The organism is Azospirillum sp. SYSU D00513 (genome assembly GCF_017356015.1).
GTDB lineage: Bacteria > Pseudomonadota > Alphaproteobacteria > Azospirillales > Azospirillaceae > Azospirillum.
Genome location: NZ_JAFIQV010000049.1, coordinates 1 through 15,355, shown reverse-complemented (window position 1 = coordinate 15,355; position 15,355 = coordinate 1). Strand labels below are relative to the sequence as shown.

At 69.9% G+C, this 15,355-nt stretch carries 12 protein-coding genes; 9 read left to right on the top strand and 3 right to left on the bottom strand.

All coding sequences use genetic code 11. The annotated features are described in order from the left end of the window. Nucleotides 1–98 precede the first annotated feature (98 nt). From JUB11_RS26985 to JUB11_RS26955, 7 genes are all read left to right on the top strand, one after another. Nucleotides 99–2,435: a UvrD-helicase domain-containing protein gene (locus tag JUB11_RS26985; RefSeq protein ID WP_207461894.1), complete on the top strand. Its 2,337-nt coding sequence runs from the start codon at nucleotides 99–101 to the stop codon at nucleotides 2,433–2,435. Nucleotides 2,436–2,540: 105 nt separating this feature from the next. Further along, a complete protein-coding gene (locus tag JUB11_RS26980; protein WP_207461893.1) occupies nucleotides 2,541–3,437 on the top strand; it encodes a 50S ribosomal protein L11 methyltransferase in 897 nt (298 codons plus the stop codon). A 107-nt stretch (nucleotides 3,438–3,544) separates the two neighbouring features. Continuing rightward, entirely contained in the window at nucleotides 3,545–4,039 is a 495-nt protein-coding gene (locus tag JUB11_RS26975) for a TerB family tellurite resistance protein (protein WP_207461892.1), read from the top strand. A 370-nt stretch (nucleotides 4,040–4,409) separates the two neighbouring features. Continuing rightward, nucleotides 4,410–6,224 (top strand): aminopeptidase P family protein, encoded by a 1,815-nt coding sequence (locus tag JUB11_RS26970; RefSeq protein WP_247887355.1) that lies wholly within the window; start codon nucleotides 4,410–4,412, stop codon nucleotides 6,222–6,224. 257 nt (nucleotides 6,225–6,481) lie between these two features. After that, complete coding sequence (locus tag JUB11_RS26965) at nucleotides 6,482–6,850, top strand: chemotaxis response regulator CheY (RefSeq protein WP_207461890.1); 369 nt, start codon at nucleotides 6,482–6,484, stop codon at nucleotides 6,848–6,850. A 47-nt stretch (nucleotides 6,851–6,897) separates the two neighbouring features. After that, on the top strand, nucleotides 6,898–7,992 hold the full coding sequence (locus JUB11_RS26960) for a protein phosphatase CheZ (RefSeq protein WP_207461889.1): 1,095 nt from the start codon (nucleotides 6,898–6,900) through the stop codon (nucleotides 7,990–7,992). A 179-nt stretch (nucleotides 7,993–8,171) separates the two neighbouring features. Beyond that, entirely contained in the window at nucleotides 8,172–8,924 is a 753-nt protein-coding gene (locus tag JUB11_RS26955) for a protein phosphatase CheZ (RefSeq protein ID WP_207461888.1), read from the top strand. A 423-nt stretch (nucleotides 8,925–9,347) separates the two neighbouring features. On the opposite strand, the gene ligA is transcribed toward JUB11_RS26955, so the two are convergent. After that, on the bottom strand, nucleotides 9,348–11,729 hold the full coding sequence (gene ligA, locus JUB11_RS26950) for an NAD-dependent DNA ligase LigA (RefSeq protein ID WP_207461887.1): 2,382 nt from the start codon (nucleotides 11,727–11,729) through the stop codon (nucleotides 9,348–9,350). Nucleotides 11,730–11,879: 150 nt separating this feature from the next. Between ligA and JUB11_RS26945 the strand changes: the two genes are divergently transcribed. Beyond that, the gene (locus JUB11_RS26945; RefSeq protein ID WP_247887350.1) at nucleotides 11,880–12,416 is read left to right on the top strand and encodes a hypothetical protein; all 537 of its coding nucleotides are present in this window, start codon (nucleotides 11,880–11,882) and stop codon (nucleotides 12,414–12,416) included. A gap of 19 nt (nucleotides 12,417–12,435) precedes the next feature. Here the strand turns inward: JUB11_RS26945 and JUB11_RS26940 are convergent, their stop codons facing one another. After that, entirely contained in the window at nucleotides 12,436–13,119 is a 684-nt protein-coding gene (locus JUB11_RS26940) for a TenA family protein (protein WP_207461886.1), read from the bottom strand. Between the two features lie 107 nt (nucleotides 13,120–13,226). Continuing rightward, nucleotides 13,227–13,475 (bottom strand): DUF1272 domain-containing protein, encoded by a 249-nt coding sequence (locus tag JUB11_RS26935; RefSeq protein ID WP_207461885.1) that lies wholly within the window; start codon nucleotides 13,473–13,475, stop codon nucleotides 13,227–13,229. A 164-nt stretch (nucleotides 13,476–13,639) separates the two neighbouring features. On the opposite strand from JUB11_RS26935, the gene JUB11_RS26930 reads away from it, so the two are divergent. Further along, entirely contained in the window at nucleotides 13,640–15,220 is a 1,581-nt protein-coding gene (locus tag JUB11_RS26930; RefSeq protein ID WP_207461884.1) for a tetratricopeptide repeat protein, read from the top strand. Nucleotides 15,221–15,355: the final 135 nt, after the last annotated feature.

The window sequence follows — 15,355 nt, the reverse complement described above, 5'->3', positions numbered from 1 at the left end:
ATCCCGGCGTTGTGGCGGCAGGGTGCCGGCCGGGGGCACGGGAGGGGTTCGATGCCGCGCCGGGCATGCTATATACGGGGTCCAACACAGGGTGCCCCATGTCCGATCCTTACTACGACGATCCGCTGAGCAACGCCGCGGCCCAGGTGCCCGCCCCCGTGCAGCGCTTCGCCTATCTCGATGGCCTGAACCCGGTGCAGCGCGAGGCGGTGGAGGCGTTGGACGGTCCCGTCCTGGTGCTGGCCGGCGCCGGCACCGGCAAGACGCGCGTGCTGACCACGCGGCTGGCGCACCTGCTGATGACGCGGCGCGCCGCCGCCTTCCAGATCCTGACCGTCACCTTCACCAACAAGGCCGCCCGCGAGATGCGCGAGCGCGTCGCCCATCTGATGGGCATCGAGCCGGAGGGCTGGTGGCTCGGCACCTTCCACGCGCTGGCCGCGCGCATCCTGCGGCGTCATGCCGAGCTGGTCGGGCTGAAGTCGAACTTCACCATCCTCGACACCGACGACCAGATCCGCCTGATCAAGCAGCTGCTGGAAGCCGAGAACATCGATTCCAAGAAGTGGCCCCCCCGTCAGGTGCTGGGCGTGATCGAGCGCTGGAAGGACCGCGGCCTCACCCCCGGCAAGCTCGGCGAGGCGGACGGCGGCGAGATGGCCGGCGGGCGCGTCGTCTCCCTCTACCGCCAGTACCAGGACCGGCTGAAGACCCTGAACGCCTGCGATTTCGGCGATTTGCTGCTGCACAACCTGACGATCTTCCAGAACCACCCGGACGTGCTGGCCGAATACCACCGCAAGTTCCGCTACGTGCTGGTGGACGAGTATCAGGACACCAACGTCGCCCAGTATCTGTGGCTGCGCATCCTGTCCCAGGCGCACAAGAACATCTGCTGCGTCGGCGACGAAGACCAGTCGATATATGCATGGCGCGGGGCAGAAATTGGGAACATCTTGCGTTTTGAGCAAGATTTCCCAGGTGCGAAGGTTATTAAGCTAGAACAGAATTACCGATCTACTGGACAAATTCTAGCCGCTGCTTCCGGCCTCATTGCCAACAACAAGGGGCGGCTCGGAAAAACGCTTTGGACGGAGGCGGACGGCGGCGAGCCGGTGCGGGTTCAGGGCGTGTGGGACGGCGAGGAGGAGGCGCGCTGGATCGGCGAGGAGATTGAGACGCTCCAGCGCCGGGGCGTGCCGCTGTCGCAGATGGCCGTGCTGGTGCGCGCCGGCTTCCAGACCCGCGAGTTCGAGGAGCGCTTCATCACGCTGGGCCTGCCCTACAAGGTCATCGGCGGCCCGCGCTTCTACGAGCGGCAGGAAATCCGCGACGCCATGGCCTATTTCCGCGTCGTGAACTCGCCCGACGACGACCTCGCCTTCGAGCGCATCATCAACCTGCCCAAGCGCGGCATCGGCCCGGCGGCGATGCAGTGCCTCTACCAGGCCGCCCGCTCGCGCGGCGTGTCGCTGGTCGAGGGTGGCCACGCGCTGGTCGAGACGGACGAGCTGAAGCCCAAGGTGCGGGGTTCGCTGAACGGGCTGCTCCAGGACTTCTTCCGCTGGCGCGCGCTCGCCACCACCATGCCGCACACCGACCTGGCGCGCATGATCCTGGACGAGTCCGGCTACACCCGCATGTGGCAGGAGGACAAGACGCCCGAGGCGCCGGGCCGGCTGGAGAACCTGAAGGAGCTGGTCACCGCCATGGCGGAGTTCGAGAACCTGCCGGGCTTCCTCGAACACGTGGCGCTGGTGATGGAGAACGCCGAGGCCGCCGGGGCCGACCAGGTCACGGTCATGACCCTGCACGGCGCCAAGGGGCTGGAGTTCGACATCGTCTTCCTGCCGGGCTGGGAGGAGGGGGTGTTCCCCAACCAGCGCGCGCTGGACGAGACCGGCACCGCCGGGCTGGAGGAGGAGCGGCGGCTCGCCTATGTCGGGCTGACCCGCGCCCGCAAGCGCGCCTATGTCAGCCACGCCGCCAACCGCCGCCTGTACGGAAGCTGGGTCAGCGCCGTGCCCTCGCGCTTCGTCGCTGAGATCCCGCCGGACACCGTCGAGGCCGAGGCGGCCACCGGCCTGTTCGCGGGCGCCGCACCGGGTGCGGGGAGTTATGGCGGCGGGGGCGGCTACTCCGGTGGCGGTTTCGGCAATCATGGTGGCGGCTATGGCGGCGGCGGAGGAAGCGGGTTCCGCCAGGGGCGGCAGGCGCCCTCGCGCGGCGTGACGCTGGAGGGCACGGCCTTCCATGTCGAGCCGCGCGCCCGGCCCGACAGCCCTTTCCCCAAGGGTGCCCGCGTCTTCCACCAGAAGTTCGGCTACGGCACGGTCAAGACGGTGGAGCAGGACAAGCTGGAGATCGACTTCGACGTGGCCGGCACGAAGAAGGTCATGGACAGCTTCGTCATCCCCGCCGAGAAGGCGGGCTGACCCGATCGGGGCCTTTCCGCCGAAAAGCTTGTCTCCGGCGGTGCGGGTGGTAAAACCCGCACCGTTCCCGAGAATCCCCGCCCGCACACCGCCGAAAGACCGTCCATGGCCCGCTCCAATCTCTGGCGCATCGCGCTCGTCGTTCCCGAAGCCCACGCTCCCGTCTTCGCGGACGCGGTCGGCGACCATGCGGACGCCGTCTCCACATTCGAGCTGGAGGAGGGCGGCAACTGGCTGGTCGAGGCGACGATCCACGGCGAGCCGGACCGGCCGCGCCTGACCGGGCGGGTCGCGGTGCTGGCCCAGGCGCTGGGACTCGACGACCCGGAGTTGATCATCGAGGAACTGCCGCCCATCGATTGGGTGTCGCACAGCTACGAGGGCTTCCCGCCGATCCAGGCCGGACGCTTCTTCGTGCATGGCTCCCACCATGAGGGCACGGTGCCGGGCGGCAGCATCCCGCTGCTGGTGGACGCGGCCACCGCCTTCGGCACGGGCGAGCACGGCTCGACCAAGGGCTGCCTGCTGGCGCTCGACCGGCTGAGCCGTCATGTGCGGCTGCCGCGCCGGGAGCGGGGCCGGGGGGCGGCGCTCGACATGGGCTGCGGCTCCGGCATCCTGGCGCTGGCCGTCGCCAAGCGCTGGGGCGTGCCGGTCGTTGCCGTGGACATCGACCCGGAGGCGGTGCGCGTCACCCGCGTCAACGCCCGCATCAACCAGCTCCAGGGCCGCATCCGGGCCGAGGGCGGCGACGGCTACAACACCTCCATCGTCGGGAAACACAAGCCCTACCGGCTGATCACCGCCAACATCCTGGCCCGCCCGCTTGCCCGCATGGCCCCGCAGCTCGCGCGCCACCTGAAGAAGGGCGGCTACGCCGTGCTGGCCGGCCTGCTCAGCCGGCAGGAGCGCCACGTCATTCAGGCGCACCGCGCCCAGGGCCTGCGGCTGGTCGCCCGCATCCCCATGGGCGAATGGACGACCCTGATCGTCCGGCGCTGAGGGCGCGCCCCTTCAAGCTTGGCCTTTGGGGTTAATGGTCTTTGGTCGATGGTCTTTGCCCGGCGGCGCGCCATCTCTGTTGGATGGCTGAGCCGCAGGGAGGACCCATGCTGAACCGCATCAAGGATCTGTTCGACGCCACGGACACCGGCGAGGGTTCGTCCGGCCGTACCCACGACGACGGCAGCCTGCGCGCCGCCGCCGCTGCCCTTCTGGTCGAGGCGGCGCGCAGCGACGAGGGCATCGCCGAGGCCGAGCGCGCCCGCATCCTCGACATCGCCAAGCGGCGCTTCGACCTGAACGACGCGGAGGCGCAGGACCTCCTCACCGACGCGGTCCGGGAGACGCGCGGCGTGTCGCCGCTCGACCGCTATGTCAGCGTGCTGATGGACCGCTGTCCGCCGGAGCGGCGGGTGTGGATCATCGAAACCCTGTGGGAGGTGGTCTACGCCGACGGCGAACTGAACGACATCGAGGCGAACCTGCTGCGCCGCCTCGGCGGGCTTCTGCACGTCTCCGACATCGAGCGTGGCGAGGCGCGCAAGCGGGCGCTGGCCCGGCTCGGCCTGCCGGAGGACACCGGGCTGCCGGACATTCCCTGACGCTGGCCCCGAGCCTTTCCGCCGGGAATGCATCCTCCTACGCCGCCCGGTCTGTTGCGCGCGGCGCGGCTGGGGCCTAGCCTGAGGTGATCGGGCAATGGGTCCCCGGCCACCACCGCGAGAGAGGATGCAGACCGTGCCGAGCGCGCTTCGCGACGACCGCCAAGAAGGCAACCGCTACCGGGGCGACGATGCCCTGACGGACCTCCTGCACCAGGCCGGGCTGCCCCGCACCGCGGCGGACATGCGCGCGCTGGTGGCGGGCGTGCTGGCGGCGCCGGACGGGCAGGATCCGGACGGCTGGCTGGTCCTGGCGGGGGAAGCGCTGCCCGGCGAGCTGGCCGGCCAGCTCCGCGCACTGAAGGCGCTGATGCAGGCCGCCGCCGTGCCCCTGCCGATGGACCATGCCGGGCGGCTGGCGGCGCTGCGGGCCGAATTGGCGCGGCGCGGGCTGGACGCCTTCATCGTGCCGCGCGGCGACGAGCATCAGGGCGAGTATGTGCCGCCCCGCGCGCAGAGGCTCGCCTGGCTGACCGGCTTCACCGGATCGGCCGGGCACGCGGTGGCGGCATCGGCGCGCGCCGCGATGTTCGTGGACGGGCGCTACACCATCCAGGTCCGGGCCGAGGTGCCCGAGGCCCTGTACGACTACAAGCATCTGATCGATGACCCGCTGACCGACTGGCTGGCCGATGCCCTGCCGCCGGGCGGAAAGCTCGGCTACGATCCCCGGCTGCACACGGCCGCCTGGGTGGAGCGGACGGGCAAGGCGCTGGAGCGGATCGGCCTCTCGCTCGCTCCTTGCGAGGACAATCCGGTGGACGCCGTCTGGACGGACCAGCCGCCGGCCCCGCTGGCGCCCGTGGTCGCCCACGATCTCGCCTTCGCCGGCGTGCCCGCCGCCGTCAAGCGGGCGGAGATCGGGGCGAAGCTGGCCCGCGACGGGATCGCCGCGGCGGTTCTCACCCAGCCCGATTCCATCGCCTGGCTTCTCAACATCCGGGGTGCGGACGTGCCCTGCACCCCGCTGCCGCTGTCCTTCGCGATCCTGAAGGCCAGCGGCGATCTCGACCTCTTCATCGACCGCCGCAAGCTGGTCCCCGGCCTGGAGGCGCATCTCGGCAACCAAGTCTCCGTCCGTGCGCCCGAGGAGCTGGGGCCGGCGCTGGAGGAGATCGGGCGGGGCGGGGCAAAGCTGCTGGCCGACCCGGCCCAGACCTCCGCCTGGATCTTCGAGCGGCTGGAAAAGGGCGGGGCGCGCGTCGAGCGCGACTCCGACCCCTGCGCCCTGCCGAAGGCCTGCAAGAACGAGGCGGAACTGGCCGGCACCCGCGCGGCGCACCGGCGCGACGGCGTGGCGCTCGCCCGCTTCCTGCACTGGCTGTCGGTCGAGGCCCTCAAGGGTGGGCTGACCGAGAGTGCGGCCGCCGACCGGCTCTTCGCCTTCCGGGCCGAGGGGGAGCGTTTCCGGGGATCGAGCTTCGACACCATCGCCGGGGCGGGATCCAACGGCGCCATCGTGCATTACCGCGTGACGCCGGAAACCGACCGGCCGCTCGAATCGGGAAGCCTGTTCCTGCTGGACAGCGGCGCCCAGTATCTGGACGGGACGACCGACGTGACCCGCACGCTGGCTGTCGGCACCCCGACGGCGGAGATGCGCGACCGCTTCACCCGCGTGCTGAAGGGGCACATCGCCGTTTCCACGGCCCTGTTCCCGCGCGGCACCACCGGATCGCAGCTCGACACGCTGGCGCGCCTGCCGCTCTGGGCGGCGGGGCTCGACTTCGACCACGGAACCGGCCACGGGGTCGGCAGTTTCCTGTCGGTGCATGAAGGACCGCAACGCATCTCCAAGGTGCCGAACAGCGTGGCGCTCCAGCCCGGCATGATCCTGTCCAACGAGCCCGGCTACTACAAGACGGACGCCTACGGCATCCGGATCGAGAATCTCGTGGCCGTGCAGCCGGTCGACACGGCCGGGGCGGAGCGGCCGATGCTGGGCTTCGAGGTGCTGACGCTCGCCCCCATCGACCGCGCCCTGATCGAGCCGGCGCTGCTGAGCGCGGAGGAGCGGGGCTGGATCGACGCCTACCATGAGAGGGTGCGCGGAGCGCTGCTGCCCGACCTGGAGGGGGAGGCCGCCGCCTGGCTGCGCGACGCGACCGAACCGCTCGGCGGGTAGGCCAGTTCCGGAAGGCGGGTCCTGATGGCGGCCCCCCGGCGGCGGTCTTGTGACAAATGTCACGAATGCCAGGGATCGGCGGCGCTTCGGTAAGATGTTGTTTACGCCGTCCGGGGCAGTCTCCTCTCTAAAGGGTGACTTTTCGGTAGAGTTAGGGCATCACCATCCAAAGCCGGAACGCGGCCCCCGCCGGGCCACGCGGTGCGGGAATCAACGCCGGGCCTGGGCCCAGCAACGGAAGAATGCGGAGCGATTAGATGAAGATCCTCGTCGTCGATGACTACGCCACGATGCGGCGTATCGTCCGGAACCTGCTGACCCAGATCGGCTACACCGACATCGATGAAGCCGGCGACGGTGTCACCGCGCTGCAGAAGCTGCGCGAGAGCAAGTTCGGCCTGATCATCTCCGACTGGAACATGGAGCCGATGACCGGCCTCCAGCTCCTCAAGGAGATCCGCGCTGACGCCAAGCTGGCGCCGACCCCGTTCATCATGGTCACCGCCGAGAGCAAGACCGAGAACGTCATCGCCGCCAAGCAGGCCGGCGTGAACAACTACATCGTGAAGCCGTTCAACGCCGACACGCTGAAGTCCAAGATCCAGGCGGTCATCGGCGGGGCCTGACGGCCGGCGCCCGAGGCAGGTTCGACCGCGTTCAAGGAGATCCAGGCGTGGAGCCGCTTCCGGAACTGTCCGAGGAAGAGTTCGAGCACATCGAGGAAGCGATCGCCCGCTCCGCGAAGGGGCGGGCGTTCCTGCGCCGTTTCCACCGCCGCTCGCTGGGCGCCGCGGCGGGGGAAGTGCGCACCATGCTCCAGGAGTTCCGGGACTCCTGGCGCCAGCAGAACCAAGTGATCGAGGCGGCCAAGCACGTCGAGGTCCTGCGGCGCGAACTGCTGGAAATGGCCGCCTCCATCGAGCAGGCGCGGCGCGAGGTCGCGGCGCTCCGCCCCCCCAACGGGGCGAGCGACAAGATCCTCTCCGCCACGAACGAGCTGGACGCCATCGTCATCTCGACCGAGCGGGCCTCGATCGAGATCCTGAACGCGGCCGAGCGGCTGATGGACCTGTCGGGCAAGCTGAAGGCCGACGGGGCCAACCCCATCCTGTGCACCGAGATCGAGTCGGAGGTGATGAACATCTTCACCGCCTGCTCCTTCCAGGACCTTACGGGCCAGCGGACCAGCAAGGTGGTGAACGCGCTACGCTACATCGAGCAGCGCATCAACGCCATGATCAGCATCTGGGGCGACGAGGCGCTGGCCAGCATCAGCGGCCTGCCCGAGGAGCCGGCGGACAGCCGGCCGGACGCCCATCTGCTGAACGGCCCGCAGCTCCACGGCCACGGCGTCAGCCAGGCGGACGTGGACAGCATGTTCGACGCGCCTGCTCCGGCGGCTCCCGCACCGGCCCCGGCGCCCGCCCAGGCTCCCGCGGCCCCGGTGGTGGCGAGCCAGTCGGACATCGACAACATGTTCGACGCGCCGGCCCCGGCGGCTCCCGCCGTGGCCAGCCAGTCCGACATCGACAGCATGTTCGACGCACCCGCGGCGGCGCCCGCCGTGGCGAGCCAGTCGGACATCGACAGCATGTTCGACACGCCGGCCCCGGCGCCCAAGCCAGCTCCGCCCCCGAAGCCGGCGCCGAAACCCGCGGCGGCGGCCCCCAAACCCGCGGCGAAGCCCGCGCCCAAGCCGGCTCCCGCCGTTGAGGAGGATCCGCCTCCGCCACTCGATCAGGCCGCCATCGACGCCCTGTTCGGGTGAGGTCCCCCGACGCCACCCTTTCGCAATTGCGGAAAATCTTCAGGGATTTCCCTAAAAAGCGATAGAATACGGTTCCTGCATCCGCACGGTAGCATGCCGCCCAGCGTTGCAAGCCCATCGTGCCACGCCATCACGGCCCCCTTCTCCAAGGCGCCGGCCGCAGCCGAAAGCGAGCGAGCATGAAGCACACGTCCAAGCCTTTCATGGCAGAGCTTCAGCAGGCTCGCCGGACCGGCAATCCCTACCAGTCCGCCCTCGCCGATTCGCCCCAGCCGGGACCGGCAGCACCGGCGCTGGCGCTCGAGGGGCCGGCCGCGGCTCCGGTGGCGGTGGACCACAGCGAGGTGCTGCGGGCCATCCATGACCTGGGCTCCAAGCTCGACCGGTTCCTGACGCTCGACAACAACCAGATCGAGCAGATCCAGGTCGACATCGCCGACATCTCCGGCCGCATTAAGGCCACCAAGATGGAGATGGCGGCCATCCGCCACCCGCTGGCCGGCGAGGACCGCTTCCAGCAGGCCTCACAGGAGCTGGGCGCCGTCGTTTCGGCGACCGAGGCGGCGACCAACAGCATCATGGCCTGCGCCGAGGAGCTGGAAGAAGTCGTGCAGGAGGTGAAGGCCTCGCTGCCCGAGGGCTATCACGCCAGCCGCGTCGGCGACATGAACGACATCATCGTGCGCATCTACGAGGCCTGCAACTTCCAGGACCTCACCGGCCAGCGCATCACCAAGGTCTGCAAGGCGCTCGGCTACATCGAGGAGCGCGTGGACGCGATGATGAGCCTCTGGAACAAGCGCGAGTTCGAATCCATGCCCCTGCCGCCCAGCACGACCAAGGTCGACGAGGGCCTGGAACTGCACGGCCCGTCCGAGGCGCAGGAAACCGGCAGCATCAGCCAGGCGGACATCGACGCGCTGTTCGCGTAGGGGTTCCTTCCTTTCCGACGAGTGGCGCTCGAAATGCCCTCGCCCAGTTTGGGCGGGGGCATTTTCTTTGCCGTTCCGTCGACGAATCTCGAGAGGGATACAACCCTTCCGTCGTCCCCGCGAAAGCGCATGGGCGTCAACGTTTTCACAGCGGCCCGTCTTGCCGAAGCCTGCAACCTCCCTCCTCGTCATTCCCGCGAAAGCGGGAATCCAGTCCTTCCCGTAGCGAACCCTTTGGAAACTCTGGATCCCCGCGTCCGCGGGGATGACGGTGGAAGGTGGTCGGAACCTTGCTTCGGTCGATCAACCCTCAAAGTTTGGCGCCAATGCGCGTCTGCAGGGATGACGCCGAAGTTGTAGGCTTACTATGAAATTCTGTGCTGCGGATGTGCGCTAGGCGTAGCCCAAGAGGAATGGGCCTCCTCACCCCCCGACCAGCTCGTGCCAGGCCTGTTCGGTCAGGATCGTGACGCCGAGTTCCTGCGCCTTGGCGGCCTTGCTGCCGGCGTCGGCGCCGGCCACGACATAGTCGGTCTTGGCGGAGACGGAGCCGGCCACCTTGGCGCCCAGCGCCTCGGCGCGGGCCTTGGCCTCGGCGCGGGTCATGGTCTCCAGCGTGCCGGTGAAGACCACCGTCTTGCCGGCCACGGGGGAGGAGACGGCCTTCGGCGCCTCGGCCGGCAGCACGTTCAGCCGGGCGGCGAGGTCGCGCACGACCGTCAGGTTCCGTTCTTCCAGGAAGAAGGACGCCACCTCCTCGGCCGCGACCTCGCCGACGTCGGGAACGGCGACCAGCTCCAGCCAGGCCGGGCCGGGCGCCTGGGCCACCGCCGCCGTCATGGTCGCGCGCCAGCTCTCCAGCGTCCCATAGCGCTGGGCCAGGGCCTGGGCGGCCCGGACGTTCAGCCTTTTGATGCCGAGCGACGCGATCACCGTCTCCAGCCGCAGGGAGTCGTTGCCGGAGTAGAAGTCCAGCTTGGCGGCGCTTTCTGGGTCGGCGAACCAGGCCAGGATGGTGGCCGCCGTGGTCGGGCCGACGCCGTTCAGCTCGTGCAGGTCCCGCCACGCCTCGCCGGGCATGGCGTGGCCGGCCTCGATCATGCGCTCGATCCAGTTCTCCATGGTCGTGTAATGGCGGGCGAGCGACTTGGCCGTGACCTCGCCGACATGGCGGATGCCCAGGGCGAAGATCACGCGCTGAAGCTCGATGCCGTCGCGCCGCTGGCGGATGGCGGCGAAGAGGTTCTGGACCGACTTCTCCTTCCAGCCGGGCCGGCCGAGGATCCGGATGGTCCCGGCCTCCTCCCGCTCCTGCAGGGTGAAGATGTCTGCGGGCGAGCGGATCAGCTCGTCGTCCCAGAACTCCTCGATGATCTTCTCGCCCAGGCCCTCGATGTCGAAGGCGTCGCGGGAAACGAAATGGCGCAGCCGCTCCTTGGCCTGGGCGGCGCAGATCAGGCCGCCGGTGCAGCGGCGCACCGCCTCGTCCGGCTCGCGGACGGCGAGGCTGCCGCAGACCGGGCAATGGTCGGGGAAGCGGTAAGGCTCGGTGCCCTCCGGGCGCTGCTCCAGCACGGCCCCGACGATCTGCGGGATGACGTCGCCGGCGCGCTGGACCACCACGAGGTCGCCGACGCGGACGTCCTTGCGGGCGATCTCGTCCTCGTTGTGCAGCGTGGCGCGGCTGACCACCACCCCGCCGACGGTGATGTCCTCCAGCTCGGCGACGGGGGTCAGGGCGCCGGTGCGCCCGACCTGGATGGTGATGCCCTTCAGGCGGGTCTGCGCCTTCTCGGCCGGGAACTTGTGGGCGATGGCCCAGCGCGGCGCCCGCGACACGAAGCCCAGACGCTGCTGAAGCTCCAGGCTGTCCACCTTGTAGACGACGCCGTCGATGTCGAAGGGCAGGGCGGAGCGTTCCCGGCCGATCCGCTCGTAATGGCGCAGAAGCTCGTCGGCGCCCCGGCAGCATTCGGTAGGGTGATTGAGCTGGAAGCCCCAGCCCTCCAGCCTCCTGCGCACACCCGACTGGGTGTCGGCGATGGGCTCCGACAGCTCGCCCAGCGCGTAGCCGAAGAAGCGCAGGGGGCGCCCGGCCGTGATCTTCGGGTCGAGCTGGCGCAGCGAGCCGGCGGCGGCGTTGCGTGGGTTGGCGAAGAGCGGTTCGCCCTTGTCGGCGCGCGCCCTGTTCATCTCCAGGAAGTCGTCGCGGTTCATGTAGACCTCGCCGCGCACCTCCAGCACGGCGGGGTAGGGGGCGGGCAGCCGGTGCGGCACGTCGCGGATGGTGCGGACGTTGGCGGTGACGTCCTCCCCCTCCGCCCCGTCGCCGCGCGTGGCGGCCAGCACGAGCCGGCCATCCTCGTAGCGCAGCGAGCAGGACAGCCCGTCGATCTTCGGCTCGGCCACGAACTCGACGGCTGCGTCCTCGGCCAGCCCCAGGAAGCGGCGGATGCGGGCCACGAACTCCCGCGCGTCCTCGGGCGCGAAGGCGTTGCCGAGCGACAGCATGGGCAGGGCGTGGCGCACCTTGCCGAAGCCGGCGGCGGGGGCGGACCCCACCCGCAAGGAAGGCGAATCGGCCCGGCGCAGCTCCGGATAGCGCCCCTCGATGGCGTTGTTGCGGCGGACCAGCGTGTCGTACTCCGCGTCGGAAATCTCCGGCTGGTCCTTCTGGTGGTACAGCTCGTCATGGTGCGCGATCTCCCGCGCCAGCGCCTCCAGCTCCGCCGCCGCCTGCTCGACCGTCAGCGCCTCGACGGGCGTGCGGCGGAGGATGGAGGCGTCATCGAACAGATCGGTCATGGCGGGGCACTCGCGTCTTGAACCAGGGAAGGCGGCCGGGGCGCGGGAGCATAGCGCCGGCCCTCGCGTGAGAAAACCTTCCGGAACGGTATACCGCCCGCGCCTTCCGCAGCGGCCCCCCTGCGGTGTAGAGTGGAGCGCCCGTCACCGATGGCGATCATGACCAGCCCGCCCAACAGCGACCCCGCACGGCCCTTGAGCATCGACGACCGCCTCGTGGTCGCCGCCGCCCTGGACCGCATCCTCTACGACGATCCGGAACGGTTCGCGGCCGAGGACGCCCGGCTCGTGCGCGGCATCATCCCCAACGCCCGCACCTCCTGGCTGCGGCTGGGCTTCCGCGCGGAGAGCCGCGGGCCGGGCATGAGCGGCCAGGCCGCCGGCGTCGGCCAAGTGGACATGCAGGACGAGAAGCGGGTCGTCGAGAAGGGGATGGGCGAGGGGCCGCTCTGGCGCTGCGGCCAGTACAAGATCTCCAACCACGGCACCGACCTGGAGGTCTGGCAGGTGATGAGCGACGAGTTCGCCGAGGAGCCGAAGGGCGCCCGGCTGGAATTCGGCCCGACGGGCGAACCGCGCGCCCTCAGCTTCTTCCAGCCCCGCGACATCGAGCTGCGCATTCCCTTCACCAAATACGCCATCGGCGTCCGGCTCGGCGGCTGGCAGGAGTGGAAGCGGGCTGCTTGAGGGCGGCCTGCCTCGCGGGCTATTCAGAGTAGGCGGCGTCGAAGAAGGCTTCCTCGAGCGCCATCATGCGCTTGAAGTTCTCGGCCATCATGGCCTGGGTTCCGGCGCCGGCGCCCTCACCGACGCGGTCGGTCTCCTCGCGCAGCCAGTTCACGAAGGCCTCGAAGGGCGGGATCGCGTGCAGCTCGATCCATTCCGACAGCCAGAACTGCGTGGGCCGTTCGGCCGGGCAGGCCTTGGCCCAGGTCAGGTAGCTCCACTCCGCCGCGACCAGGACGCTCAGCACCTGCGGGTAGCTGCCGCTGCGGATGGCGGCGCGCAGCACCTCCAGGAATTCCGCCGTCACGGGGTGCAGCGCCGGGTCCTTCCAGACCGATTCGGGAATGCCGAGCGCCTCGAAGGAGCGCAGGAAGAAGTCGTTCTCGTCCGACGTGATGGCCGCCGCGAACTGCGCGAAGGCCCGCTTGGACGGCATGACCGGCGCCGTGGTGATGGCGCTGCCCAGCAGCGACACGAAGGTCTCCACGAAGGCGTAGTCCTGCACCAGATAGCGCCCGGCCACCGCGTCGTCGAGCGTGCCGGCGCCCAGTTCCCGCGCGAAGCGGTGCGTCGTCATCCGCGTCCAGTTGGGTTCCGCCTGCTCGCGGAGCCAGTCGGTGAAACGGGCCTCGGTGTTGCGTGCGCAAAGCTGTTCGAAGGTCACGGGGCTACGCTCTGTCTGGTTGGAAACCGGGGCGGAGCATAGCGGATTTCCGGCGGGCGGGGAGACTGCGCGCACGGCTTTTCCACGCAGCGCTTCACCAACCCGCGTCAGGCCGCCTTGGCGCAGCCGCCGGCCTTTACCGTGCGCAGGGTGGTCGGCGGGTACTTCACCAGCTTGCCCGCCGGGCGGATCGGGCGCGGCACGAAGTTGCCACCGCAGTTCGGACAGACGCCGCCCAGGACATTGTCCTTGCAGCCGGCGCAGAAGGTGCACTCGAAGCTGCAGATGAAGGCCTCCGTGGACTCGGGCGGCAGATCCTTGTCGCAGCATTCGCAGGACGGGCGCAGTTCCAGCATGATCGGTTCTCCTGGTGATGGCGGGGCAAACCGGCGCCGGCCGGAGGACGGCCGTGAGTGCACGGCGCGAGAATTCCTCATGCCGAAACGATTGAAGGCTTTGCTTATGCGGACCATGGCAATAAGCCACAGTCTCCATCGGTGGGAAAGGCTCGGGTGATCCCATGGCATCGGTTCTGGAGGCGTTGCGCTTCGCCCTCGATCTTCAGGAGCGCGGGGATCAGGCCGCCGCCGAGACGCTGTTCCGCCGGATACTCGACGCCGTGCCCGGCGAGCCGGCCGCCGCGCGCTGCTACGCCTCGCTGCTGGCCGGCCAGGGGCGCTTTCCGCAGGCGGCGTCTGTCGCCGACCTGTCCATCGCCGCCGATCCGGCCGATGCCGAAGGCTATCTCCTGCTCGCCAGGATCCGGCAGGCGCAGGGCCGGGTGGCGGCTTCGGCCGCCGCCTACCGGCGCGCCTTGCGGCTGGGCGCAGGCGGGCGGGAACTGCTGTTCGCCTATGGTTTCGTGTCCGGCGTGGCGGGCGACGCGGACGGCTTCGCGGAGGCGGTCGCCCGTGCCTGCGCCGGTTGCCGGGAGGAGGGGTGGTTCTGGAAAACACCCTATTACCTGGCGTTCGACCTGATCGAGAGGAAGCGGCGGGAGCTGTCCCTGGAGGCCATGGACCGCCTGCTGCTGCCCGCGGCCGATGCCGCCGCCGGGCAGGGCCGGGCCGACATCCGGGACTGGCTGATCTTCCTTCAGGGATTGTTGCGCCACGAGCGCGGCGGACTGCCGGCGGCACGGCCCTTTTACGAGCAGGCGGAGGCGAGCGTGCCGATGGTCCGTCATTTCTGCGACGGTGCCGGCTTCGCGGACCGAATCGCCGCGGTCACGCCGGGGATGGAGGCGGAGTACGACGCCACGCTCCGCGATCACCAGGGCAACCGCGCGGGCGGAGCCGCCATTCTCTGTGCCTGCGACGCCGCCTATTTCCACCGCTTCGCCCCGCTGTTCGTGATGTCCGTGGAGGCGTTCGGGGAGCCCGGCGGGCCAGCCTCCGCCCTGCATCTGCACATCGTCCGGCCGGACGCGGCGGTCTTCGCCACCCTCGACGGCCTCCGCGCGCGGACGTCCCTGCGCATCAACCTGTCCTGGGAGGATGGGGGCCACGGGTTGTCCGGGATCATGGCCCGCAGCCATCTCACCGCCGTGCGCTTCCTGCGCGCTCCGGCGCTGGCGTCGCGCTACCCGGAGGGGATGATCGTCGCCGACATCGACGGGGTCTTCCTCGGAGACCCGGCGGCTTTCCTGACCTCAGCACCCGACGACGGGGGCACGCCCTTCGACTTGGGGCTGGTGCATGGAGCGGGCATGCTGACCTACCCCTATGACGGGGTCGCGGGCGGCCTGCTGGCCGCGCGGCCCACGGAGGCGGCCATGGGCTATCTCCGCGCGGTGCGGCGCTATCTCCTGCACTGGCTGGCCCGCGGCGAGATGCACTATTCGCTCGACCAGATCGCCATGCTCGCCGCGCTGGAGCATGCGGGCGGCGCCCTTCGCATCGGACTCATCGGGAGGGACCAGGGCAGTTGGCGCCTGGGTGCGGGCGTCTACCGGCCCGTCTTCGGGCAGAAAAACGAGGATGCCTTCCTGCGCGCGGTGCGGGACACGGCCGCGGGCTACTGGAACGACCCCGGCCGCCTTGATGCCGGACGGCGGGCGGAGCACCGCCGCCGGCTGTCGGAGCTGATCGCCCCCTTATGAGGGGCCGTTCAAGGTTCCGGCCTTCCTGCCCTTGCCCCGCCAGAGCGCGGAGAGAAGGGGCGAGAGCAGGACGAGGATGGTGAAGGCGCCGAGCGCGCCGGCGATGGGGCGCTCGAAGAAGGCCAGCAGGTTGCC

Bases quoted from the DNA above. Each gene is read 5' to 3' on its own strand.
- JUB11_RS26980 (WP_207461893.1), top strand. From the start codon at position 2,541: ATGGCCCGCTCCAATCTCTGGCGCATCGCGCTCGTCGTTCCCGAAGCC.
- JUB11_RS26970 (WP_247887355.1), top strand. From the start codon at position 4,410: ATGCAGGCCGCCGCCGTGCCCCTGCCGATGGACCATGCCGGGCGGCTG.
- JUB11_RS26935 (WP_207461885.1), bottom strand. From the start codon at position 13,475: ATGCTGGAACTGCGCCCGTCCTGCGAATGCTGCGACAAGGATCTGCCG.
- ligA (WP_207461887.1), bottom strand. From the start codon at position 11,729: ATGACCGATCTGTTCGATGACGCCTCCATCCTCCGCCGCACGCCCGTC.
- JUB11_RS26955 (WP_207461888.1), top strand. From the start codon at position 8,172: ATGAAGCACACGTCCAAGCCTTTCATGGCAGAGCTTCAGCAGGCTCGC.
- JUB11_RS26975 (WP_207461892.1), top strand. From the start codon at position 3,545: ATGCTGAACCGCATCAAGGATCTGTTCGACGCCACGGACACCGGCGAG.
- JUB11_RS26930 (WP_207461884.1), top strand. From the start codon at position 13,640: ATGGCATCGGTTCTGGAGGCGTTGCGCTTCGCCCTCGATCTTCAGGAG.
- JUB11_RS26945 (WP_247887350.1), top strand. From the start codon at position 11,880: ATGGCGATCATGACCAGCCCGCCCAACAGCGACCCCGCACGGCCCTTG.
- JUB11_RS26985 (WP_207461894.1), top strand. From the start codon at position 99: ATGTCCGATCCTTACTACGACGATCCGCTGAGCAACGCCGCGGCCCAG.
- JUB11_RS26965 (WP_207461890.1), top strand. From the start codon at position 6,482: ATGAAGATCCTCGTCGTCGATGACTACGCCACGATGCGGCGTATCGTC.